The organism is Mycobacterium sp. 94-17 (assembly GCF_035617725.1).
GTDB lineage: Bacteria > Actinomycetota > Actinomycetes > Mycobacteriales > Mycobacteriaceae > Mycobacterium.
Map to the genome: position 1 here is coordinate 58,837 of NZ_JAPIYN010000009.1, position 20,911 is coordinate 79,747.

Annotated in this window: 20 protein-coding genes, 1 pseudogene and 1 riboswitch; of the genes and pseudogenes, 10 read left to right on the forward strand and 11 right to left on the reverse strand. The window is 67.8% G+C overall.

Going from position 1 to position 20,911, the window contains the following annotated elements; translation table 11 throughout:
* Positions 1-6: 6 nt before the first annotated feature.
* A complete protein-coding gene (locus tag OQ789_RS12610) occupies positions 7-786 on the forward strand; it encodes an SDR family oxidoreductase (protein ID WP_324686163.1) in 780 nt (259 codons plus the stop codon).
* Positions 787-804: 18 nt separating this feature from the next.
* Here the strand turns inward: OQ789_RS12610 and OQ789_RS12615 are convergent, their stop codons facing one another.
* From OQ789_RS12615 to OQ789_RS12625, 3 genes are read right to left on the reverse strand one after another with little or no spacing between them, the layout of a single operon-like run.
* A complete protein-coding gene (locus OQ789_RS12615) occupies positions 805-1,455 on the reverse strand; it encodes a hypothetical protein (RefSeq protein ID WP_324686165.1) in 651 nt (216 codons plus the stop codon).
* 36 nt (positions 1,456-1,491) lie between these two features.
* Entirely contained in the window at positions 1,492-2,724 is a 1,233-nt protein-coding gene (locus OQ789_RS12620; RefSeq protein ID WP_324686166.1) for a serine hydrolase domain-containing protein, read from the reverse strand.
* A gap of 55 nt (positions 2,725-2,779) precedes the next feature.
* Entirely contained in the window at positions 2,780-4,645 is a 1,866-nt protein-coding gene (locus tag OQ789_RS12625) for a fatty acyl-AMP ligase (protein WP_324686168.1), read from the reverse strand.
* 208 nt (positions 4,646-4,853) lie between these two features.
* Here OQ789_RS12625 and OQ789_RS12630 point away from each other — a divergent pair, with 208 nt between their 5' ends.
* Positions 4,854-5,321, forward strand: a complete 468-nt coding sequence (locus OQ789_RS12630; RefSeq protein ID WP_324686170.1) for an SRPBCC family protein — start codon at positions 4,854-4,856, stop codon at positions 5,319-5,321.
* A gap of 9 nt (positions 5,322-5,330) precedes the next feature.
* Here OQ789_RS12630 and OQ789_RS12635 read toward each other — a convergent pair whose 3' ends face one another.
* From OQ789_RS12635 to OQ789_RS12650, 4 genes are all read right to left on the reverse strand, one after another.
* A complete protein-coding gene (locus tag OQ789_RS12635) occupies positions 5,331-6,494 on the reverse strand; it encodes an LLM class flavin-dependent oxidoreductase (RefSeq protein ID WP_324686171.1) in 1,164 nt (387 codons plus the stop codon).
* A gap of 166 nt (positions 6,495-6,660) precedes the next feature.
* A complete protein-coding gene (locus OQ789_RS12640) occupies positions 6,661-7,071 on the reverse strand; it encodes a hypothetical protein (protein ID WP_324686173.1) in 411 nt (136 codons plus the stop codon).
* A 265-nt stretch (positions 7,072-7,336) separates the two neighbouring features.
* Positions 7,337-9,625, reverse strand: a complete 2,289-nt coding sequence (gene aceA, locus OQ789_RS12645) for an isocitrate lyase ICL2 (RefSeq protein ID WP_324686175.1) — start codon at positions 9,623-9,625, stop codon at positions 7,337-7,339.
* Between the two features lie 229 nt (positions 9,626-9,854).
* On the reverse strand, positions 9,855-10,565 hold the full coding sequence (locus tag OQ789_RS12650; RefSeq protein WP_324686176.1) for an MBL fold metallo-hydrolase: 711 nt from the start codon (positions 10,563-10,565) through the stop codon (positions 9,855-9,857).
* Between the two features lie 64 nt (positions 10,566-10,629).
* On the opposite strand from OQ789_RS12650, the gene OQ789_RS12655 reads away from it, so the two are divergent.
* Positions 10,630-11,076: an SRPBCC family protein gene (locus OQ789_RS12655; protein ID WP_324686177.1), complete on the forward strand. Its 447-nt coding sequence runs from the start codon at positions 10,630-10,632 to the stop codon at positions 11,074-11,076.
* A 66-nt stretch (positions 11,077-11,142) separates the two neighbouring features.
* A complete protein-coding gene (locus OQ789_RS12660) occupies positions 11,143-11,751 on the forward strand; it encodes a YbhB/YbcL family Raf kinase inhibitor-like protein (protein WP_324686179.1) in 609 nt (202 codons plus the stop codon).
* A 9-nt stretch (positions 11,752-11,760) separates the two neighbouring features.
* Here OQ789_RS12660 and OQ789_RS12665 read toward each other — a convergent pair whose 3' ends face one another.
* Positions 11,761-13,329, reverse strand: coding sequence for an NAD(P)/FAD-dependent oxidoreductase (locus OQ789_RS12665; RefSeq protein ID WP_324686181.1), 1,569 nt, complete (start codon positions 13,327-13,329; stop codon positions 11,761-11,763).
* 106 nt (positions 13,330-13,435) lie between these two features.
* On the opposite strand from OQ789_RS12665, the gene OQ789_RS12670 reads away from it, so the two are divergent.
* The 5 genes from OQ789_RS12670 (at position 13,436) to OQ789_RS12690 (ending at position 16,904) form a co-directional block, all read left to right on the forward strand.
* Positions 13,436-14,035 (forward strand): TetR/AcrR family transcriptional regulator, encoded by a 600-nt coding sequence (locus OQ789_RS12670; protein WP_324686183.1) that lies wholly within the window; start codon positions 13,436-13,438, stop codon positions 14,033-14,035.
* 91 nt (positions 14,036-14,126) lie between these two features.
* Entirely contained in the window at positions 14,127-14,768 is a 642-nt protein-coding gene (locus OQ789_RS12675) for a nitroreductase family protein (RefSeq protein WP_324686184.1), read from the forward strand.
* Positions 14,768-15,262, forward strand: a complete 495-nt coding sequence (locus tag OQ789_RS12680) for an SRPBCC family protein (RefSeq protein ID WP_324686185.1) — start codon at positions 14,768-14,770, stop codon at positions 15,260-15,262. Before OQ789_RS12675 ends, OQ789_RS12680 begins: the two co-directional genes overlap by 1 nt.
* Positions 15,263-15,332: 70 nt before the next feature.
* Positions 15,333-15,866, forward strand: coding sequence for a hypothetical protein (locus tag OQ789_RS12685; protein WP_324686188.1), 534 nt, complete (start codon positions 15,333-15,335; stop codon positions 15,864-15,866).
* Positions 15,867-15,935: 69 nt separating this feature from the next.
* Positions 15,936-16,904 (forward strand): FAD-dependent oxidoreductase, encoded by a 969-nt coding sequence (locus tag OQ789_RS12690; RefSeq protein WP_324686190.1) that lies wholly within the window; start codon positions 15,936-15,938, stop codon positions 16,902-16,904.
* Positions 16,905-16,906: 2 nt separating this feature from the next.
* On the opposite strand, the gene OQ789_RS12695 is transcribed toward OQ789_RS12690, so the two are convergent.
* The 3 genes and pseudogenes from OQ789_RS12695 to OQ789_RS12705 form a co-directional block, all read right to left on the reverse strand.
* Complete coding sequence (locus tag OQ789_RS12695; RefSeq protein WP_324686191.1) at positions 16,907-17,296, reverse strand: phage holin family protein; 390 nt, start codon at positions 17,294-17,296, stop codon at positions 16,907-16,909.
* A 164-nt stretch (positions 17,297-17,460) separates the two neighbouring features.
* Entirely contained in the window at positions 17,461-18,759 is a 1,299-nt protein-coding gene (locus OQ789_RS12700) for a PPE family protein (RefSeq protein ID WP_420716110.1), read from the reverse strand.
* Between the two features lie 197 nt (positions 18,760-18,956).
* Positions 18,957-19,159: riboswitch (cobalamin riboswitch) on the reverse strand.
* A 118-nt stretch (positions 19,160-19,277) separates the two neighbouring features.
* Positions 19,278-19,727 (reverse strand): annotated as a pseudogene (locus tag OQ789_RS12705) (amidohydrolase family protein).
* A gap of 264 nt (positions 19,728-19,991) precedes the next feature.
* Here OQ789_RS12705 and OQ789_RS12710 point away from each other — a divergent pair.
* Positions 19,992-20,870: a lipase family protein gene (locus tag OQ789_RS12710; RefSeq protein ID WP_324686193.1), complete on the forward strand. Its 879-nt coding sequence runs from the start codon at positions 19,992-19,994 to the stop codon at positions 20,868-20,870.
* The last annotated feature ends 41 nt before the right edge of the window (positions 20,871-20,911 follow it).

Here is a 20,911-nt window from a genome sequence, read left to right on the forward strand (position 1 = left end):
TATCGGATGAACGTGATGGACATGTTCGGCCTGCGCGGCAAGACGGCGTTGGTCACCGGGGCGTCCAGCGGTATCGGCAGGATAGTGGCCCGGGCCTACGTGCAAGCCGGTGCCGATGTGGCCATCGCGGCCCGCAATGTCGAGGCGCTGGACACGATCGCCGTCGAGCTGGCGGCGCACGGCGGTGACGTCGACGGCAAGGTGGTGCCGATCGGATGCGACGTGACCCGACCCGACCAGGTGAAGGCCATGGTGGACCGGGTGGTCGCGGAGCTGGGCGGCATCGACATCGCGGTGTGCAACGCCGGCATCATCTCGGTCGTCCCGATGCTGGACATGTCGCCCGAAGAATTTCAGCGCATCCAGGACACGAACGTGACCGGCGTCTTCCTGACCGCGCAGGCGGCGGCCCGGGCGATGGTGGCGCAGGGCCGCGGCGGCGTCATCATCAACACCGCTTCGATGTCGGGCAGCATCATCAACGTCCCCCAGCAGGTCGGCCACTATTGCACCTCCAAAGCCGCGGTCATCCACCTGACCAAGGCGATGGCGGTGGAGTTCGCGCCGCACCACATTCGGGTCAACAGCGTCAGCCCCGGCTACATCCTGACCGAGCTCGTGGAGCCGTTGACGGAGTATCACCGCCAGTGGGAGCCCAAGATACCGCTCGGACGCATCGGCCGCCCCGAAGAGCTCACCGGACTCTACGTCTACCTGGCCGGCGACGCGTCCAGCTATATGACGGGCTCGGACGTGGTGATCGACGGCGGATACACCTGTCCCTAGCTCACTCCGGGCCGGGCCCTAACGTTCCAGCTCGCCGGAGATCCCGCGCTCGAGGTTCGCCTGTGTCGCGGTTGGCAGCACCAGCAGGCCGTCGAGTTCGCTGCGGGCCACGTCATAGGCCCGCTGGCGTTCGGGCGCCGTGGCCGCGGGGTCGGCGGCGACTCGTAACAGGGTCTGCGCCCGCGCAATTCGCTGCTGATTCGCCCGGGAGAAATCGTTGCGGCGTCTGCGGATCGCTTCGCTCTCGGCGGCGTTGAACGCCGTGACGTAGTTCTCGACGGCGGCCATGTACTGCGCGGCGCCCTCGCGGTCGTCGAGCAGATCCTCGGCCTTGGTGGGGCGCAGGAAGTCGGCCCGCAGCTTGGCTTTGTGGAACGCGATCGTGTTCGCGTGCCGCATGTCGGTCATCAGCGGGAAGTCCAGCAGCTTGGCGATGTCGAGTTCGTACTCGAGCCAGCGCGCGTCCGTGCGGGCGTGCTCGTCCAGGACGCGCCGGGCCGAACGCCACTGGGCCGCCGGATTGACAGCTGCGGCGCCGTCGGATGGGTCGGGCGACCGCTGATGGGTGCGGCGTCGGTGGGCGCCCAACGCGCGCACGGCGGCGACGACCGCGCCCGTCAGCGGCAGGATCACGATCAACAGCTCCGCCAACCGGATTAGCAAACCCACATGGCCAGGATGCCACCGGGAATGGCCGGCTCGACGTCAACTCTGCGGGCGCACCCCGAGTACATCGCGGAACAATGCCTGCCGCAAGGCCAGTTCACGCGGATCGCTCCACAGGTGAAACCCGAGCCGGTTCATCACGTAGGCGAACCCGATGCCGGTGTCCGGGTCGGCGCATCCGAACGATCCCCCGAAACCCGGGGTACCGAAGGCTTTGTCCGACGAGCCGAATTCGAACTGCGGGACGGGTTTGCAGAAGCCCAGTGAATAGGCCACATCGATATGCATCACCTTGTCGCGCACCCCGCGACTCGGCGGGATCGGCGGTGCGGTGAGCGCGTCGAGGGTGCCGGGGCTCAGCGCGACCCCGGCGCCGCCGCTGATGGCGCTGCCGTACATGCGCGCGACCGACCTGGCGGTGCCGATCCCGTTGGCCGACGGGATCTCGACCGCCCGGACGTCGTCCCGGTTGTAGTCCCCGTTGAACGGGTTGACGCCGCGCGGCACGGCGATGGTGCGCGCGGTCAGGCCCACCGGGTTCAGCGACGCGCCCAGGAAGCCCGGGGGCATGACGGCCAGGTGCAGCATCGTCTCCGCGCGAACCCAGTTGTGAACGTGGGCGAGTCGGGTGCGGTCGACCGAGTCTGGTAGCCCGATGTGCAGGTCGAGTCCCGCCGGCGCGACGATCTCCTCGGCAAGGAACCGGCCCAGCGTGCGGCCGGCCGGATCGGTCCGGCGGATCAGCTCCGACTCATACCAGCCGAGCGTGATCGCGTGATAGCCGTGCCGGGTGCCCGGTCGCCAGGCCGGTGCCTGGGCCGCCAGGATCGACGACAGCCTCGCCGGATCGGCCACGTCGGCCAGCGTCGGCTTCGGCTTGAGCGCGCAGACTCCGGCCTGATGCGCCAGGAGTTGGCGGACGGTGACTTCGCTCTTGCCCGCCTGCGCGAATTCTGGCCAGTAGTCGGCGACCCTGGCGTCATACGAGAGGAGTCCGCGCGACACCGCCGCCGCCACGACCAGGGCGGCGACGCCTTTGGTCGTGGAGAACATGTTCACCATCGTGTCGGCCCGCCACGGATCCTTGGTCAGTCCGTTGCGGTAGCCGCCCCACAGATCGACCACCTTGACGCCGTCACGGTAGACGGCCACGGCCGCACCGACTTCGGCACCGTCGCGAAGGGTCGCGCGAAACGCGTCGGCCACCTTGCCGTAGCCGGCCTCCACCTCGCCGCCGATCAAATCCGGCGACACTTTCAACTTGAGAACCATCTCGCGCCTCCCTGTGGAGACTAGCCAGCCCAGTCGGCAAACAGAGTCTTCGGGGTTATCCGTCGACGTCCCTTCGGTGGACGCCGAGCGTGCCGCCGAGATATTCCGCCCGGCAGGCCCTGCGGGCCAACTTGCCGCTGGTGGTCCGTGGGATGGCACCGGCGGGTAACAGCCGCACGTCCGAGACGGTGAGCTCATGGCGCCGCGCGACCGCGGTGCGGATCGCCTCGATCGCCGGCCGCGGATCCTGGCGCCTGGTGCCCGCCGCGCGTTCGGCGATGACGATGAGCCGGGTGGCGTCCGGATCGTCGCCGTCGGGCACCGAGAACGCCGTCGCGTATCCGCGCCGCACGATGTCGGACGCCTCGGCGACGGTGGCCTCGATGTGCTGCGGGTAATGGTTGCGGCCGTCGATCGTCACCAGGTCGGCAATCCGGCCGGTCACGTACAGCTCACCGTTGACATACACACCCAGGTCGCCGCTGCGCAGCCAGGGGCGGTTCGGTTCGGCGCCCCGCGCGTGGCTGCCGCCGGCGAGCGGCGATCGCAGTTTGGCGCCGAACGCCCGCCGTGTCTCGTTCGGCATTCCCCAGTAGCCGCGTCCGACGTTGTTGCCCTGCAACCAGATTTCGCCCACCTGGCCGTCCGGTAGCTCCGACCCGCTGGCGGGGTCGACGATGACGGCCCATTCGCTGCGCGCGACCTGGCCGCACGACACCTGAGCGACGGCGTTGGGAGAATCGGCGTCGACGAGCACCGCGCGGCCGGCGCCCAGCCGTTGCGAGTCGAAGTAGACGGCGGTCGGCTCGGCGGCGGGCGCGATGGTCGCGACGAACAATGTTGCCTCGGCGATGCCGTAGGACGGTTTGAACGCGGTGCGGGGCAACCCGTACGGCGCGAACGCCTTGTTGAAGGTCCTGATCGCGTCGATGCTGACGGGTTCGGAGCCGATGATCATCACCACGTTGCGCAGGTCGATGTCCGCGCCACGGCCGGGCAGGCCGCGCTGCGCGGCCCACTCGTATGCGAAGTTCGGCGCGGCGGTGACGACGTTGCCCTGCCGCGACCCGTCGGACAGGGCCTGAATCCATCGTTGGGGCCGGCGGACGAACGCGGTCGGAGACATCAGCGTGGAGTGCCCGCCGTAGACGGCCGGGAAGCCGATCATCGACAACCCCATGTCGTGGTACAGCGGTAACCAGCTGACGCCGTGCGTGTTTCGGTCCAGCAGGTCGATCGACAGGATCATCTGCACCAGGTTGGTGCCCACCGCTCGATGGGTGATTTCGACACCGACCGGCGGCCGGGTCGCGCCCGACGTGTACTGCAGGTGCGAGACATCGTCCATACCGATTTCGGTCGGCACGAACGAATCACCCGCCGAGTCAGGGATCTGATCGATCGCGATGACCCGCGGCCGGTGCAGGTGTGGATGGTCGGCCAGGAACTTCTGCACCGCCGCCCGTGCGGGCGACGTCGTGAGCACGACGGCGGGCTCGGAATCGCGCAGCGCGGTATCGAGCCGTTCGGCGTGCCCGGGCAGTTCCGGGGCGAACAGCGGGACCGCGATGGTCCCGGCCTTGAGCGCCGCGTAGAACCCGGCGACGTAGTCGATACCCTGCGGTGCGAGAACCGCGACGCGTTCGCCCCGACCGGCGGCTTGCTGGATGCACGCGCCAATGGCTTGCAGCCGCACACCGAACTGGCTCCATGTCACCTCGTCGACGTCCCCGTCGGCGGAATGGCTGTAGTCGAGATAGCGATATGCGACGGTCTCGCCGACGTTCGCGATGTTGCGGTCGATGAGTGATATCAGGTTGACCCCGGGCGGCAGCGTGACAGCGCCCGCCGCGTCCAGGCAGTCCTCGATCCGAAGCAAACCCGCGACGCCCGGGCCGTCCCGCCGAGAATCGCGATCCATTCCTGCAGTCTAGGCAATCCCCCACGGCGGTCCCGGGCGGTTAACAGGCAAACGTCAAGAGCGGCGGACTCATTCGACGATTCCGGCAGGCGCCGGAAGACCCCGGCCTGCGACGACGATCAACCCGATCCGCTCGCCGATCCGCGCGGGCGGTAGCCTACCGGCGAGCGGCGCCCAGGCCGTCCGTCCGCCGTCACCAGGAGTCAACATGTCGGGCCGGAACTATTCCTTCGAAATCAACCGCACCAGCAGTGCTCCCGCCGCGACGCTGTTCCGGCTGGTGGCTGACGGGGCAAATTGGTCACAGTGGGCCAAGCCGATCGTCATGCGCTCGAGCTGGGCCCGCCAGGGCGATCCCGCGCCGGGCGGCATCGGGGCCGTCCGCAAGGTGGGCATGTGGCCCGTCTACGTGCAAGAGGAAACCGTCGAGTACGAGCCGGACCGTCGCCACGCCTACAAACTGGTGGGTCCGCCCACCCCGGCCAAGGACTACGCCGGCGAGGTGGTCCTCACGCCGAATGCGGCGGGCGGAACCGACATTCGCTGGACGGGGTCGTTCACCGAAGGCGTTCGCGGGACGGGCCCGCTGATGCGCGCCGCCATGGGCGGGGCGGTCCGCTTCTTCGCGGGCCGGCTGGTCAAGGCGGCCGAGCGCGAAACCGGCGGTGCGCGCTAGCTTTTCGCGCTACTTCGCGTCGACCTCGTCCTGATACTTCTTGGTCATGTGCGCGACGGCGTCCAACTGCGATTGGGCGAGGTTGTCCCTGGCCTGTCCGGCGCGCGCGGCGGCATCCAGCGTCGGCTGCGCCTGCCCCTGGAAATGCGGCATCACTTCGGCGGCGAACAATTCGGCGGATCGCCGGGTGGCCGCCGGATTGGCCCACTCGTGGCCCATCTGCAGCATGCAGCCGAAACCACCGGACTGATCCCACAACCGCTGCACCTGTTCGCGAGCCCGCTCGGGTGTGCCGATCACGCCGGCCCCGTTCTCGTTGATGACGTCGATCATCTCGTCGAGCTGCTCCCCCGGCATCGTCATCTGCGGGAACGCGGCCACCTTCTGGAAATACCGGAACCACGGCTCGATGCCGAACTTGACCTCTTCGCGGGCCTGCTTCTCGGTCTCGGCCAAGTGGAACAGACCGACCAGGCTCCAGTTCCTGCGGTCGACCTGCGTGCCGAAGGCCGCGGCGCGCTCCTCGACGATGCCCCAGTGATAGGACAGCGCATTGAAGCCCTCGACGGTCAGGGTCGCGCCGATGGACAGCAGACCGATGCCGTGCTTGCCGGCCAGCCGCGCGCCCGTCGGCGACGCGACCGCGGCGACGGACAGCGGAATCCCACCGTCGGAGTACGGGGCGAGCTGCAGCTTGGCGTCGAAGAGCTGATGGGTCGCGGTCTTGGCGCTGACCGTCTCGCCGGCCAGCAACCGCACGACGATGTCGAGGTTGGTCTCCAGCAGCTCGCGGGTGTCGGTGGGGGTAAGCCCGATCATCGACGAGTCGCTGGGCAGCGAGCCCGGCCCCACGCCGCCGATGATGCGGCCGTGTGTCAGGTGATCCAGCAGCATCAGCCGGTCGGCGACCCAGAGCGGGTTGTGATACGACAGGGAGATGACCCCGGTGCCGAACCGGATGCGCTTCGCCCGTTCGGCGGCGGCGGCGATGAAAATCTCTGGGGAACTGATGATCTCGCTGCCTGCCGAGTGGTGTTCGCCCAACCAGACTTCGTCGAACCCCAGCGCGTCGAGGTGTTCGACGAACCGTAGATCCCGCTGCAAGGCCAGCGTCGGGTTGGTGCCCGCGCGATGGAACGGGGCGATGAAGTATCCGAACCTGAGCTTCGACATTGAAGTCCCCTTGCATCCGAGTTGGCCAGAACCATAACGCGGATTGCGGGTCAACCCCTAGGCCCACACAGTGTTCAGCCGGCGGGGCCAGGTAATCCCGGCCCCACCGGCTAGGTAACAAGTCGTTGTGGTTGCGCCTCAGCGTCTGCTCAAGGCGACCCGGCGATCAGTAGCCGCCGCAGATGTTGCCGACGCAGCCGCCGCCGCCACCCGGCCCGCCGCCGCCACCGCCGACGCCCGGGATGCTGCCGCCACCGCCGCCGGGGCCACCGCCTCCGGTCGGGCCGCCGGGAATGCTGCCGCTGCCACCGTTGGGACCACCGCCTCCGGTCGGGCCGCCAGGGATGCTGCCGCTGCCACCGTTGGGGCCGCCGCCTCCGGTCGGGCCGCCGGGTTCACCGCCGCCGCCACCGGGCGCGGTGGAGGGCGCGACACTGGACGACGGGGTGGTGGTCGAGGTAGTCGTCGGAGTGGTGCTGCTCGGGCCGCCCTTATGACCGCCGCCGCAGGCGACCGACAGCACGAGCATCGCCGCGCCGCCGAGCAGTGCGACCGTCGTTCTCGGTCCAGATCTCATCAGGTCCCCCATCTCCCTGTGCGCCACTTCATCTTTGTGCCACTTCATCTTTGTGTGCGCCGCTTCGCGATCTCGCTGGTGCGCCGCTTCGCGCCGACCATTTTTTCTTACCCCGCGGCGTCCGCGCGCAAACAAACCCGGGCGCCCATATCGCGCCGGGCGGCGATGGTCCGTCGCGCGGGCGCGAGGCGCCGGCCGTGGGCCGTCGCGAACGGCTGCGCCGGCAGGAAGGTCCCGGAGATGCGACCGGTGCTCGAGCCGCTGGCTAATCCTCTTTGGTGATCAGCTTGCGCAGCGCGACCCGGTCGGGCTGCAGCAGTTCGACGATGCGGGGCCGGTTCACCTCGGCGACGATGATCTCGCCCACCTCTTGGTAGACCTCGCTGAAGATGCCGTGCGACTTCATCTTCGCGGTCTGATACTGGTTGTCCTCGGTCGGCGTCACGTAGATCACCGCGTCGGCCTTGAAGCGGTGCACCAGCCACAGGTGGATCAGGGTCATCAGCCGCTTCTGCCGCAGCTTCTCGGCGAAGGTGTTCTGGTCGCGCACCTGCAGGATGCTGCGGCCGTGCCGGTCCTTGATCGGGTCGACGACGACGTTCGCCAGCTGCTCCTCGTCGTTGCCGTAGATGCCGAGCTCGAGGACGTCCGAGCCGGCCCGGCGGGGCCGCAGCTGCACGCGCAGTTTCTCGCCGAGGTGGTAGTTCTCGCTCCACATCGCCAGCCACTCTTCGAGCAGCTTCTTGGGCACCTCGGTCTGCACCAGGTGCTGGTGCTGGGTCGAGCCCTCGCCCATGGCCTTGGTGGTCGCGGTGCGGCCCGAGGAGGCGGTCAGCGCGGCGTCGCTGCGCGGCCCGCCGACCAGGGTTTGCGGTGTGCGGTACGGCGATTCGACCAGGCGCATCTTGCGCTGCAGGCGCGCCAGCGCCAGCATGCCGTCCTGTTGCAGCGAGGTGGCGAACTCCTCGGCCGCGACGCCGTCGATCTGGTGTCCGCCGTAGGTGATGAAGTTGAAGACGAAGCCCATCTTGCCCAGTTCCTCGGGGAACTGTTTCATCTGCTCATCGGTCATGCCGGTGGTGTCCCAGTTGAACGACGGCGAGAGGTTGTAGGCCAGCATCTGCTCGGGGAACTCGGCGTGGACGGCGTCGGCGAACTGCTTGGCGTCGGCCAGGTCGGCGGTCTTGGTCTCCATCCAGAGGATGTCGGCGAAGGGTGCCGCCGCCAGTGACTTGGCGATCGCGTAGGGGATGCCGCCGCGGATCTGGTAGTAGCCCTCGGGGGTCTTCGACAGCTCGCAGTCCCAGCCGGGGTCGACGCCCAACTCCTTGGCCTTGGCCTTAGCGGCGTATAAGGATGCGCGTGCCGCAAAGGCCCGCCACTCCTCGACGCTCATCTCGGCCGGCTCGCCCTCGTTCGCGTCGAATTCGAGCACGTCGGCCACGGCCTCGCCATAGGTCATCAACCGCGCGTCGTCCTCCCAGGCCGCCACGAACCGGGACTCGACCTTGTCGAACAGGTCGCCGATGGACTGTTGTCCGTTCTCGCGCCAGGTCTTGACGGCGTCCGAGATCGCCTCCTGGATGCCTTGGCGCTCGAGCCAGGCCCCGGCCTGCGCGTACTCGCCTTCGGGCAGCGCGTAGAGCAGGTGACCGTTGAGGTCTTCGACACCCAGCTCGTAGAAGCGCCGCACCATCGCCAGGAAGCACGACTTGTACGACGGGATGTCGAGGTTGGTGGCGCCGAGCAGGAACGGCTGGTCGCGCTCGTCGGCGCGGCTGTCGAGCAGGTTGGCCGCCTCGGCGTCGGTGCGGGCGACGATGATGCCGGGCACCTTCATGATGTCGAGCTGGAAGCGCGCGGCGTTGAGCCGTTTGATCTGCTCGTCCGACGGCACCAGCACCTTGCCGCCCTGATGGCCGCACTTCTTGGTGCCGGGGCGCTGGTCTTCGATGTGGTAGCCCGGCACGCCGACCTCGACGAACCGGCGGATCAGGTTGCGCACGTGCGGGTCACCGCCGTGGCCGGTGTCCGCGTCGGCGATGATGAACGGCCGGTAGTCGTACTCCGTTGCGGTCGCCCGCTGCTGCTCGCTCATGTTCAGGCGCAGGTACTGCTGGTTGCGGTCCGCGGTCAGCAGCGCGCGCACCAGCACCGCGGCGTCGTCGGGCACCTGGCTCAGTGGGTAGCTCGCGAGGTCGGGCCCGGGGTCCTCGGTGGTGGAGCCCTTGGCAGACGTCGCCCAACCGCCGAGGTAGACCCCCTCGATACCCATGCGTTTCATCGCGACGGCCTGGCCTGGCGAATACGGGCCGAACGTGGTGATGCTCTTCTTCTCGGCGAACAGCTCGCGCAGCCGCTCGTAGAACGCCGCCGCGGCGTTGCGGGCGACGGTGTAGTCGGTGGGAATGGTGCCGCGCTGCTCGGCTACCTGGCGGGCCGTGAAGAGGCGCGTGATGCGGGAAAAGCGTGGGTCGTCGAAGTATTGCTGGGTGGCTGCGACCTCGTCGTCAAACGATGGCCGAACTTGCGTGTCCTTATCAATGATCGCCATGTGTTGCGCTCCTCTTCGGCACGATTCTGAACGTGAGTCTATCCCCGGGAACGGCAGTTCAATCAGGGTCTACGGGACTCGAGCCAAAACTGTTGCCACACCGTTGGACTTGCCTCAGCCGCACGGCGGCACGCCGGTGATCGGCACGGACCGTGCGTCACTCACACTGCGCGCTGGCCGACAACACCTTGGGACACAACACGTTTCGGTATTTTTGGCAGGGTGGCGGTCATGGGGCGGCCGCACGACGGGCCAGCCAGTCCCGCTGGTGACGCACGAATCCCGCGTCGACGACGTCGCCATGGCCGGGGACGTAGATCGCGTCGGGGCCGCCGGTCGATAGCACCCGGTCCAGCGTCGCGGGCCAGGCCGCGAGGTCGGAGTCGGCGTCGATCGCGGGGTCGGCGGACTCCTCCACCAGGTCACCGGTGAACACCACGACTCGCTCGCCCTCGCCCGTCGCGGGCGCGACCACCACCAGGTCCGACGCGGTATGGCCGCGGCCCAGGTGGGCGATCGTCACCGCCCTGTCCCCCAGGTCGACCACCGCGTCATAGCCGCCGGGCGGGGGCCGCAGCGCGGCGATCGCCGCGTCCACCTCGGCGGCGTCGGCGCCGTGGCGCAGCGCGTCCTCGCGGAGGTGGCCGGCGGCCGAGGACAGGTGGTCGGCCACGTCGGGCGCGCAGTGCACGTGCGCCCCGACGAACAGTGAGGAGCCCAGCACGTGGTCGAAGTGCTTGTGCGTCAGGACAATATGGCTCACCGGGCGTCCGGCAAGCAGCCGGACGTCGGCGTCGATCGCCGCGGCTTCGGTGAGTGTGGTCCCGGTGTCGACGAGCAACGCGCCTGTGCGGCCCCGGACCAGCCCCACGGTCACGTCGCAGAACGCGAGCCGGCACCGATACACACTGCCGGTCAGCCGTTCCCAGGCGAGCCGCACACCAGGACGGTAGCCGCCCGGGCGAGGAGTTTCGAGCCGCACGGCACCGGCTATCTCCCCGGGCATGGCTATCACCGATTCCCGCGAGGTCGTGATCGAGGCGGCGCCCGACGAAATGCTGGAGGTGCTGTTCGACATCGAGTCGCTGACCGAGTGGTCGCCGGTGCACAAGAAGGTCGAAGTGCTCGAGCGCGACGGGCAGAACCACCCGATCAGATCGCGGCAGGTCGTCAAACTCGTCGGCGTGAGCGACGAGCAGGAGCTGGCGTACATCGTCCATGACGGCGGCGTGGGCTGGACCCTGGTCAGCGCCAAACGGCAACGCGCGCAGGATGGTCGGTACACCCCGACACCCGAAGGCGGCGCGACCCGGGTCCGCTTCGAACTCACCGTCGACCTGGTGGCGTCCGTGCCCGGATTCCTGGTCAAGCGGGGAGCCAAGAGCCTGATGGAGACGGCCACCCAGGGACTGCGCAAGCGCGTGCTCGAGGTCGCGCAGCGTGGCACGTGACGACATCGTGGTCGAGTGATAAGCGGGTGCTTCCCCACCGCGGTCGGGCACGTCAGACTGTCATTCATGGAATCGATCCCGGCGGCCACCCCGCAGCGAATCGCGGCGATGATTGCCGCGCTGGCGATCGCGCCGGGGCTGGCCGGCTGCGGTGGCCACGGCAATGGTCACCCGACCACCGCGCCGACGCCGAAGATCACCACGCTGGGCCGCACGGCGCCGCGCGCGCCCGCGGACGGGCCGTTGACGATCGGCAGTACGGCTTTCGCCGATGGTGCCTCCATTCCAGTGCAGTACACGTGCGAAGGCGCCGACATCGCGCCGCCGTTGGCGTGGTCGGCGCCGCTGGGTGCGGCCCTCGTGGTCGACGACCCCGACGCCGTCCATGGCCTGTACGTCCACTGGGTCGTCATCGGAATCGCCCCGGGCTCCGGCAGCACCGCCGAAGGGCAGACGCCGGCCGGGGCGGCCGTTCTGCCGAACTCGGCCGGCCAGACCGGGTACCAGGGTCCCTGTCCCCCGGCGGGCACCGGCACGCATCACTATCGGTTCACCCTCTACCAGCTGCCCGGTGACTACCAGCTGCCCGGCGGCCTGGCCGGCGTCGCGGCGGCGCAGACGATCGCCGGCGCGGCGACCGCGCAGGCGCAGCTCACCGGGATGTTCGGCGCCTGACGCGACGGCTCACGACGCGTCGTCGAGCACCTGATAGGCGGCGTTGTAGCCCGGAGTGAAGGTGATGCCCGGTCCGCCATGACATCCGGCGCCGGCGAGGTACAGGCCGTCGATCCCGATGGGCATGTCGAGGAATCCTTTCGGGCCGGGCCGGTTGGGCCCCATCAGGTCGGGGTGCAGCAGCCCGTGGCAGAAGTCGCCCGAGGGCGCGCCGAACATGGTGTTCATGTGATAGGGCGCGAACGTGATGTGGCGTAGCACGATGTCCTTGAAGTTCGGCGCCAGTCGGCTGATCTTGTCGATAACCCGTTGCGCCATCTCGTTTTTGAGATGCCCGTGCTGGTTGCGGTCGACTTCCACCGGGAAGGCGTAGGCGAACGCGCTCGCCGCGTGCTTGCCGGGGGGCGCCATGCCGGGGTCGTGCACCGACGGGATCTGCATCCCCATCGACGGGTTGTCCGGAACGATGCCCCGCCGGCAGTTTTCCCAGTGCAGCTGTTGGGATTCGGGTGACCCGAAGATGCCGACCGACTGTTGCATGCCTTCTTCGTTGAGGAACTCATACGGCGGGGCGAACTCGGGCAGCCCGTCGAGGGCGAAGTGGATCTGCACGAACGAGGCCCGGTGGTCACGGCCGGAGAAGCGTGAGATCAGCTCTGCCGGAACGTGTTCGGGTGCGATCAGGTCGCTGAGCGTGACGTCGGGTGACAGGTTGGACACCACGATGGGCGCCGAGATCGTCGACCCGTCGCGCAGGCGCACGCCCGTCGCTCTGCCGTCGTCGACGAGGATCTCTTCGGCCTTGGTGCGGAACCTGATCTCGCCGCCGTGGGAAATGAACAGCTCGCGCAGGTGTTCGGTGAGCGCGCCGATGCCGCCTTTCAGCTTGGTCATCATCGCGGTGCTGTTGTCGGGCACCGCGAGCGCGAACGCCAGGCACGTGGCACTGCCCGGCGTGTACGGGCCGCGGTAGGTGGAGTTGACGGCCAGGAATGCCAGCATCCCGCGCATGACGGCGTGTCGGTCTTTGTCGGGCAGGTAGCGGTCGATCACGTCCATGGCCGAGCCGAACAGCATGTCGTGAATGGCGCGGCGTTCGGCCTCGTTGGCCGCGCAGGCATACATCTGGTCGAGAGTCTTGGGGGGTGTGCGAACGTCGAAGCGGCCCAGCGCTTTTGCCGGTCCCTGACTCCAGCCGATCAGTTCGGCCATGCCGGTGACCGCCTGCAGCCCATGCTGTTCGTTGAGGTGCGTCATCAGCCGCATCGGGTCGCGGTAGAAGATCATCGGCTCTTCGCCGTGTTCGCCGATGTTGGTCGACATCACGTCGGGCTCCACCGCCGGCAGCGTGTCCAGCCCGAGGTCCTTGGTGAGTTGGCTCGCCATGGGGAACTGCACCGAGCCTGCGATCTCGTAGCGGAAGCCGTCGATCAACTCGACCGTCGCGGCCATGCCGCCCGCATAGGTGTTGGCCTCCAGGCACAGGGTGCGCAGACCGGCGCGTTGCAGGATCGCCGCGGCGGTCAGCCCGTTGTGCCCGGCGCCCACCACGATTGCGTCGTAATCGGTGTTGGTCATGGCCCGGCCCCCGTCTCCGTCGTCGATGCACCACAATATGTCAGTACTGACACAATTGGAAGATGTCCGGAATGACCCGTCGGCCTGGGATACGATCACCGCTGAGATGACCGCCCCGGGCAACCGTCATGAACAACGACGACGATCGACGCATGAGGCACTCCGCCAGGCGGCGTTGAAGTGCTTCGCCCGCAAGGGTTTTGCCAACGTCACCGTTACCGAGCTGGCGCGCGAGGCCGGAGTCACCGAGCGCACCTTCTTCCGGCATTTCGCGACCAAGGAAGCCGTGCTGTTCCAGGACTACGAGACCCAGTTGGAGTGGCTGGCCGAAGCGCTCGCCCACCGCCCGTCCTCGGAGTCACTGTTCGACGCGGTGCTGGCCAGCGTCGCCGCCTTCCCGCACGACCTCGAGGTGGTGCGCCAGGCCGCGACCGCCCGAGCGGAGCTGATCGGCGCCGAGCGGATCGCCGCGCACCTGCGCGTTGTCCAGTCCTCGTTCGCCGCCGTGCTCACCGACTTCGTCAGAAAGCGACATCCGGATCTGGCGAACATCGAGCTGACCGCCGAGGTGGCAGGTTCCGCGCTCGCAGCGGCTCTGGTTGCGGCAGTGGAGAATTGGGGCCGTGGCGGCTGTGCGGGCGATCTCGGCGCAGACGTGACCGCGAGTCTGGATCTGCTGCGCTCCGGCATGGCTGCGCTTGCCTGACGGTGCCCACGCCCTTGGGCGACTCTAGACAGTCCGGCGACGAGTCTGGTTTGCTCAGCCGAATACCTATTTTGCGGGCAGGAGTTCGCTGATGGACATCGCCACCGTCGACGAACTGTTGAGCACGACGCGGTCGGTTCGCAAACGCCTCGACCTGGCCCGCCCGGTGGGTCGCGAGGTGATCCTGGAGTGCATCCAGCTGGCGATGCAGGCACCCACAGCCAGCAACACGCAGGACTGGCGGTGGCTGGTGATCACCGATCCCGACAAGCGTGCCGCGATCGCAGAGATCTACCGCAGCATCGGCGCCCAATACCTGGCCTATGCGGCCGACAACGCGAACGACGCGCAGACAAAGCGGGTGTACCAGAGCGCGATGAGCCTCACCGAGACGCTGGGCGACGTGCCGGTGCACGTCATTCCCTGTCTCGATCAGCGCATCGACACCGCGGAACCCGGCATAGCCGCCGCGGCCTGGGCGTCGATCATCCCGGCCGGCTGGAGCTTTCTGCTGGCACTGCGCTCTCGCGGTCTGGGATCGGTGTGGACGACGATGCATCTGTTCAAAGAGCGAGAGGTCGCCGAACTGCTCGGCATTCCGCCCACCGTCACCCAGGCGGCGCTGTTTCCCGTCGCCTACACGATCGGCACCGACTTCCGGCCGGCCAAGCGACCGCCCGCTGAGGACATCACGTTTTGGAACAGTTGGACACCGGCTGATGGAGAAAGCTGATGCAGTCCTACACCGTGCGATTCCATGTCGATGCACCGCCGAAAAAGGTCTGGCGCGTGCTGCACCCCCCGGTGCCGCCGGACGCGCCCCGGCCGCGGGTGCTCACTTGGCCGACCGGCAGCATGAAAATCCTCAACGAGGGCAACGAGGCCGGCGAGGGTCTGGTCCGCACGTGCGTCTTCGAAGTGCCGAAGTATCTGCTGACCGGTGGCAGGGCCCGCTCGTGGGAGACGGTGACCGAGGCCGAGCTGAACAAGCTGTCGCGTTACACCGCGGTCGGTGCGCCGTTGTGGTCGCGTGCCGAGGGTTATCACCAGCTCGAAGAGCAGCCCGACGGCACCACCGTGCTGACATTCCACGAGACGTACTACGCCTACAACCCCGTGGTGCGGTTCTTCCTCGAACGTCCGGTGTATGCCAAGATTTCCCGCGACAACCTCGCGACCTACGAGCACGCACTCGGTTACGCGGGCCGGGTGCGGCGGCTCACCTAGGCGTTTCTCGCCGGCCGTAGATTTCACAACGATGTGAATTGGGTGCTGGACGCCGGTACCCTCGGTGTCTATGGGTGGAGTACCTACTGCGGCACGGTTGCTCGCCGCGAGTCTGATGGTCGTGGGCTGGGCCGCGTCCTACGCGGTCGCCGGCGCCGATCCCGACGATGATCCGGGGCCGGCGCCAGGTCCGGCCTCGGGGGCGCCGGTGTCGCCGGCGCCACCAGGGCCGGCGCCCGCGGCGTCGGGACCGAAAACGTCCATTGACAAGGATGGCACTTACGCCGTGGGTAGCGACATCGCGCCGGGCGTCTACAGCTCCGGCGGCCCAGTTGCCAACGGCACCTGCTACTGGAAGCGCAGCAGCGCGGACGGCACTCTGATCGACAACGCCATGTCGAAAAGGCCGCAGGTGGTGCAAATCGATCCGGGCGACAAAGCCTTCAAGACCTCGGGCTGCCAGCCCTGGCAGCTGACGCCGGACGCTGTTCCGCCGGCCACGGCGCCGCCCGCGGGTGTGCAGGGCACGCTCGGCATCCTCAACGGCCTGCTGGGCGGGAACAATGCCCAGCGGCCGCCGTCGTCGTCTTCCGGGCATTCCTGACCGGCCCGCAACCCGCCGACATGACCCCGCCGCGGTCCGCGGCCGGCCCGTTTTCGCTACCGTGGCGCCGTGGGACACGCGCAGCGCATTGTGGTCGTCGGTGCCGGCGTCAGCGGATTGACGTCGGCCATCTGTCTGGCCGAGGCGGGCCGGCAGGTCCGGGTCTGGGCGGCGGCGACACACAAGCAGACGACCTCGGCGGTGGCCGGCGCGGTCTGGGCTCCTCCGCGACCGGCCGAGCGCGCGTCGCAGACGCTGGCCTGGACCGAGCATTCTCTGCAGATCTTCACCGATCTCGCCAAGGATCCCGACTCCGGTGTGCGGCTGGCACCCGCACTGGCCGTCGGTGAGCTGAGCGCGCGCGAGGCGATGTCATCGGCGGCGTCGCTGATCCCCGAGTTGCGACCGACGTCCGACGTCCCGGACGGGTTCGCCACCGGATTCCGTGCGACGCTGCCGATGATCGACATGCCGCACTATCTCGACTACCTGACCCGGCGGCTCGCGGCCACCGGCTGTGAGGTCGAGGACCGAGCCGTGGCCACATTGGCCGAGGCCGCAGACGCCGCCGAGGTGGTGGTCAACTGCGCCGGCCTCGCCGCGGGTGCCCTGGCCGGTGACCACACCGTGCGGCCGCTGTTCGGCCAGCATGTGGTGCTCACCAATCCCGGTCTGCAGCAACTGTTTCTGGAACTCAACGGTGGCCCGGAATGGACCTGCTACTTTCCCCATCCGCAGCGGGTCGTCTGCGGCGGCATCAGCATTCCCGGCCGCTGGGACACCACGCCCGACCCCGACGTGACAGAGCGCATTCTGCAGCGCTGCCGCCGCGTCGAGCCACGACTCAACGACGCCGAGGTGATCGAGGTGATCACCGGCCTACGCCCCGACCGCCCGTCGGTGCGGGTGCAAGCCGAGCCGCTGGTCCTGACGCACTGCATCCACAATTACGGTCACGGCGGTAACGGCGTCACCTTGTCGTGGGGTTGTGCGCGCGACGTGGTGCGCCTCGCGCAGCGCGTCGATGGCGATCGCTGACGTCAGGCGCCGGTGCGCCGAACGATCAAGGACAGCAACCAGCTAACGATCGACAGCACGATCGCGGCCCAGATCGCGGTCCACCAGAAATGGTCGATCTGCAATCCCCAGTGCGTAGTGTGCTCGGTGATCCATGCGGTGATCCACAGCATCAGCGCGTTGATGACGACGTGGAACAGGCCGAGCGTCAGGATGTAGAGCGGGATCGACAAGATCTGGACGATCGGCTTGATGAACGCGTTGACCAGACCGAAGATCACGGCCACGACGAAGATGATGCCGACCCGTTCCAGCTTCGTGTCGCCGCCCACGAAGCTCAGGCCGTGCACGAACAGGGTGACGATCCACAACGCCAGACCAGTCAACGCGGCGCGTAACAGAAAAAGGCCCATGCCTCGGATCCTGCCAGCCGCGCGCCCAAAGGGTAAGCGGAATCGGGCGCGCGTCATTGCGGGGTGTCCGGGCTGCGGAACCGGGTGTCGCGCGGCCGGTCACGGTTGGTCGTTGCCGCGCAGCATGATTGCCAGGACACCGCCGGCGGCCTCCAACGGTCAGGTCAGTCGGCAGGGGACGGCGGCGGTTTCACGATCACGATGGGCAACGGGCGGTTTTCCGGGGTGGTGACGCCCATGGGGCGCCCGCCCACCCCCACGCCGGTCAAGCCACGCCCCGCCAGGCTCGCCAGGGCCATTTCGTTGAGCAGACTTCCCTCGGCACCCGCCGCGGCTGCGGGGGCGGCACCGAGGCCGGCGCTCGGCAATGCCTGGGTGGCGAGCGTGATCTCCGGGGCCGCCGTCGTCCACCCGTACGGCACCGACAGGGCGCCGACCGACGACGCCTGGTTCAGGCCCGCCGATACCGCGCTACCCAGGCCCGTTGACCCCAGTGGGTTGACCGCGCTGGCGAGCCCGGCTTCGAGCGACCCCGCCGCACCCTCGGCCGCACCTTCGGCCGCTCCTGCGACGGCGGCCCCGCCCGAGCCGCCCATTCCGGCGAGGTCGGTCATGGTGCCCAGGTAGTTGCCCGGCATGTAGAACCCGGACGAAAATACGGTGTTCAGCAGGTTGTCGTTGAGGAAGGCTCCCAACGGGGAACCATCCGTCCCGGCCAGGAAATTCTCGATTCCCTCCGGGCTGGAGAAGTCCGCGCCACCGAGTCCCAACCACTCCATCAATCCCGACGCGGGCGTGGACGTCGATGTCGGCGACGTGAGGCTCTGCAGCGCGGTCGGCACCGCGGTCTGCAGCTGCGACAGCGCGGTCTGCGTGTTCGCCGCGGTTGCGGTGCCGGTGGCCTGGGTGACCGCGTCGGCCTGGGTGGCCTGCCCTGTCGGATCGGTGATCGGCGGCGGCGGCGTGAACGGGGTCACCGCCGAGGCGACGGCCGAATCGGCGGCGTAGCCGTACATGGCGGCGGCGTCCTGGGCCCACATCTCGCCGTATTGGGCCTCCGTGGCCGCGATAGCGGCGCTGTTTTGGCCTAAGAAGTTGGTCGAGACCAGCGACGCCAGCAGCGCACGGTTCGCCGCGACTACCGGTGGAGGTACCGTCGCCGCGAACGCGGTCTCATACGCCGCTGCCGCTGCCGTGGCTTGCGCGGCGGTCTGTTCGGCCTGGGCGGCGGTGGTGCCCATCCACGCCGCGTAAGGAGTCGCCGCGGCGGCCATCGACGCCGAGGCCGAACCGTGCCACTGATCAGTGAGCCCCGAGAGCACCGAGTCCTGGGACTGCGTCATCGACCGCAGTTCCGCGGCCAGGCCTTTCCAGCCCGCCGCGGCAGTCAGCAACGGGGCCGACCCCGCCCCGGAATACATACGCCCGGAATTGATTTCGGGCGGCAACAGGGCAAAATCCACGAAGCCGGTCATGGTCGACGGCTCGTTCGTTCAGTCGTCAGGGGCTGTGTCATCGATCGTCCTTCGAAACGACGGGATACTCGTCGCTCCAAAGACGTTCAGCCGAAGACCCGGTCAGCGCACCGATAGCTCGGCATCAAAGCTGTCCTGCCAACGGCCGTCTGCCCAACCCACGAGGCGACGCGCACGCCGGACGCGGCGCATCCGGCACAACGGGCAGGTCTTCGGACTCGCAGGCCCGCACCGAGGTCGGTGCTCCTAGTGGCCGTCGCTTCCCAGTCCGTGGACCAGTGCCGATGACGGCGGTCGTTCCTGCATACCGCTGCGGGACAGTCCCGGATTCACACCGGGTTCCCTCTCACGATGGACCTTTGGCAGCGCCCCCCGTTAGATGCCGGGACACACTCGGTGACCCTGGCAAACCAGTTGCGCGGAGCACATTACCGGCGAGTCTGAGAATTCTCCAAGTCTGATTTGACACAGCGACTGACGCCGGGTAGGCGCGGTCAGTTCAGGTGCTAAAAGCGCTGCGCGTTCAACCCGCCGATCTTTGCCCGGCAGTCCTCGCCGATGCCGCTCCGCGTGCGCAGGTGCTTGGTGCTCTGCGGCCACTCACCCCCTCAATGGGGGTAGTCGCTGGCAAACATGATGAAATCGCCCAAGCACATCGATCACGCCGGGCAGGATCGGCTCCACCGGCTCGCACGTCACCCAGATGTTGCCCGGTGTCACGGCGACGCCGCGCAACCGTCCCTGAGACGAGGCGCAGTAGTCCGCGATCCACTGGTTGTACAGCCGCGAGAATCCCGCGGCGAATTCCGGATCTTCGAGGCTGACTTGCGGCCCTCGAGCGTCAGCCCCGGCCGCCCGTCCGTGCTGAGCCTGACGTGCTGTGGCCATCGCTTCGTCGCTTCGGTTGCCAGCCAAGAATTTTCGGCCACATGTCCGTCGGCGTCGATGATCCGCATGTATCCGGAACTTGCTCGCGCGGGCTGCGCAAAAAAAATGGGCGCTATCCCGTGCCGTTAATGGTCGCGCAAGTTCCGACGGGACCGGGAAAAGATCTGAATTGCTTCGCCACGCCTTAAATGCAAATCCGTTAATTTCGAAAGGGCGACAGAAGTGCAACGAATTCTTTTCGTCGATCATCGGTACCGTACCGTATTCGTGTCGAGCCTTCCGGAAAGGAAATTGAGGAAAGGAAATCGATGGGTGGCGCTTTGTTGCGGAGAATGGCGCGGCGTGACTTCCTGAGGAATGCCGTTTTAGTCGGTGGCGGCGCAATTCTCACGCCGTGGGCCGGCCCGGTGATCTCCAGGGCGAATGCCATCGGCCCGGCCGCGGAGGTTCCCACAGGATTCGACCCGCAGTTCGCTCTCGACGTGGGCATCCCGCTGGCGCTGGCCGCCTACAGCGCGATGTCCGGCGGCCCGTTGAATCTTCCGACGGGATACGTAGCGACGGCCTTGATCCAGGCCGACCGTGTTCTTGCCGCCTCAATGGCCGAGGAACATCCCCTGCTGGCGGAGGCGGTGCTGCAAAACAACATATTCGGGCTGTTGGGCCGCAACCAGTCCACTCGCACCGCATTCGTGGCATTTCGCGGCACCGCGGACCGTGACGACGTGATCACGGACCTCGAAGCGATTCCCGTGCCCTACGGATTCGTCCGCGGATTCGGACTCGTGCACGACGGCTTTCATGCGCTCTACCGTCTCCTCCGCGGGAGCATCATCGCCAACCTTGCCGCCGCATGCGTGGGCTGCGACAAGATCCTGGACGTCGGACACAGCTTGGGCGGGGCTCTTGCGGTGGTCGGCGCGCCCGACATTTTCGTGAACATGGCCCCGCATATCGAGCCGCGCCTTCTCACCTTCGCCGGACCGAGACCCGGATTGTGTGATTTCACCAAAGCGTTCAACCGCACCATCAGTACCTGCTACCGCGTGGTGAACTGCCTCGACCTCATCCCGCTGCTGCCACCGTGGCCCTACGAACAACCGGGCGTCGCGGTCAAGGTCGACAGCGGCGGCTCTATCGATCCGCTGTGGCGGCACAGCCTTTTGGCCTATCAGGCCGGGCTGGAAAAACTTGTGCAACCCACCGGCTGACTGCGCGCGCGATCCCGCCGGGTGTCGTGCACGATACTGAC

Excerpts from the sequence above, each read along its gene's own strand:
- OQ789_RS12610 (WP_324686163.1), top strand. The coding sequence starts at position 7 with ATGAACGTGATGGACATGTTCGGCCTGCGCGGCAAGACGGCGTTGGTC.
- OQ789_RS12620 (WP_324686166.1), bottom strand. The coding sequence starts at position 2,724 with ATGGTTCTCAAGTTGAAAGTGTCGCCGGATTTGATCGGCGGCGAGGTG.
- OQ789_RS12625 (WP_324686168.1), bottom strand. The coding sequence starts at position 4,645 with ATGGATCGCGATTCTCGGCGGGACGGCCCGGGCGTCGCGGGTTTGCTT.
- OQ789_RS12630 (WP_324686170.1), top strand. The coding sequence starts at position 4,854 with ATGTCGGGCCGGAACTATTCCTTCGAAATCAACCGCACCAGCAGTGCT.
- OQ789_RS12635 (WP_324686171.1), bottom strand. The coding sequence starts at position 6,494 with ATGTCGAAGCTCAGGTTCGGATACTTCATCGCCCCGTTCCATCGCGCG.
- OQ789_RS12640 (WP_324686173.1), bottom strand. The coding sequence starts at position 7,071 with ATGAGATCTGGACCGAGAACGACGGTCGCACTGCTCGGCGGCGCGGCG.
- aceA (WP_324686175.1), bottom strand. The coding sequence starts at position 9,625 with ATGGCGATCATTGATAAGGACACGCAAGTTCGGCCATCGTTTGACGAC.
- OQ789_RS12655 (WP_324686177.1), top strand. The coding sequence starts at position 10,630 with ATGGCTATCACCGATTCCCGCGAGGTCGTGATCGAGGCGGCGCCCGAC.
- OQ789_RS12660 (WP_324686179.1), top strand. The coding sequence starts at position 11,143 with ATGGAATCGATCCCGGCGGCCACCCCGCAGCGAATCGCGGCGATGATT.
- OQ789_RS12665 (WP_324686181.1), bottom strand. The coding sequence starts at position 13,329 with ATGACCAACACCGATTACGACGCAATCGTGGTGGGCGCCGGGCACAAC.
- OQ789_RS12670 (WP_324686183.1), top strand. The coding sequence starts at position 13,436 with ATGACCGCCCCGGGCAACCGTCATGAACAACGACGACGATCGACGCAT.
- OQ789_RS12675 (WP_324686184.1), top strand. The coding sequence starts at position 14,127 with ATGGACATCGCCACCGTCGACGAACTGTTGAGCACGACGCGGTCGGTT.
- OQ789_RS12680 (WP_324686185.1), top strand. The coding sequence starts at position 14,768 with ATGCAGTCCTACACCGTGCGATTCCATGTCGATGCACCGCCGAAAAAG.
- OQ789_RS12685 (WP_324686188.1), top strand. The coding sequence starts at position 15,333 with ATGGGTGGAGTACCTACTGCGGCACGGTTGCTCGCCGCGAGTCTGATG.
- OQ789_RS12695 (WP_324686191.1), bottom strand. The coding sequence starts at position 17,296 with ATGGGCCTTTTTCTGTTACGCGCCGCGTTGACTGGTCTGGCGTTGTGG.
- OQ789_RS12710 (WP_324686193.1), top strand. The coding sequence starts at position 19,992 with ATGGCGCGGCGTGACTTCCTGAGGAATGCCGTTTTAGTCGGTGGCGGC.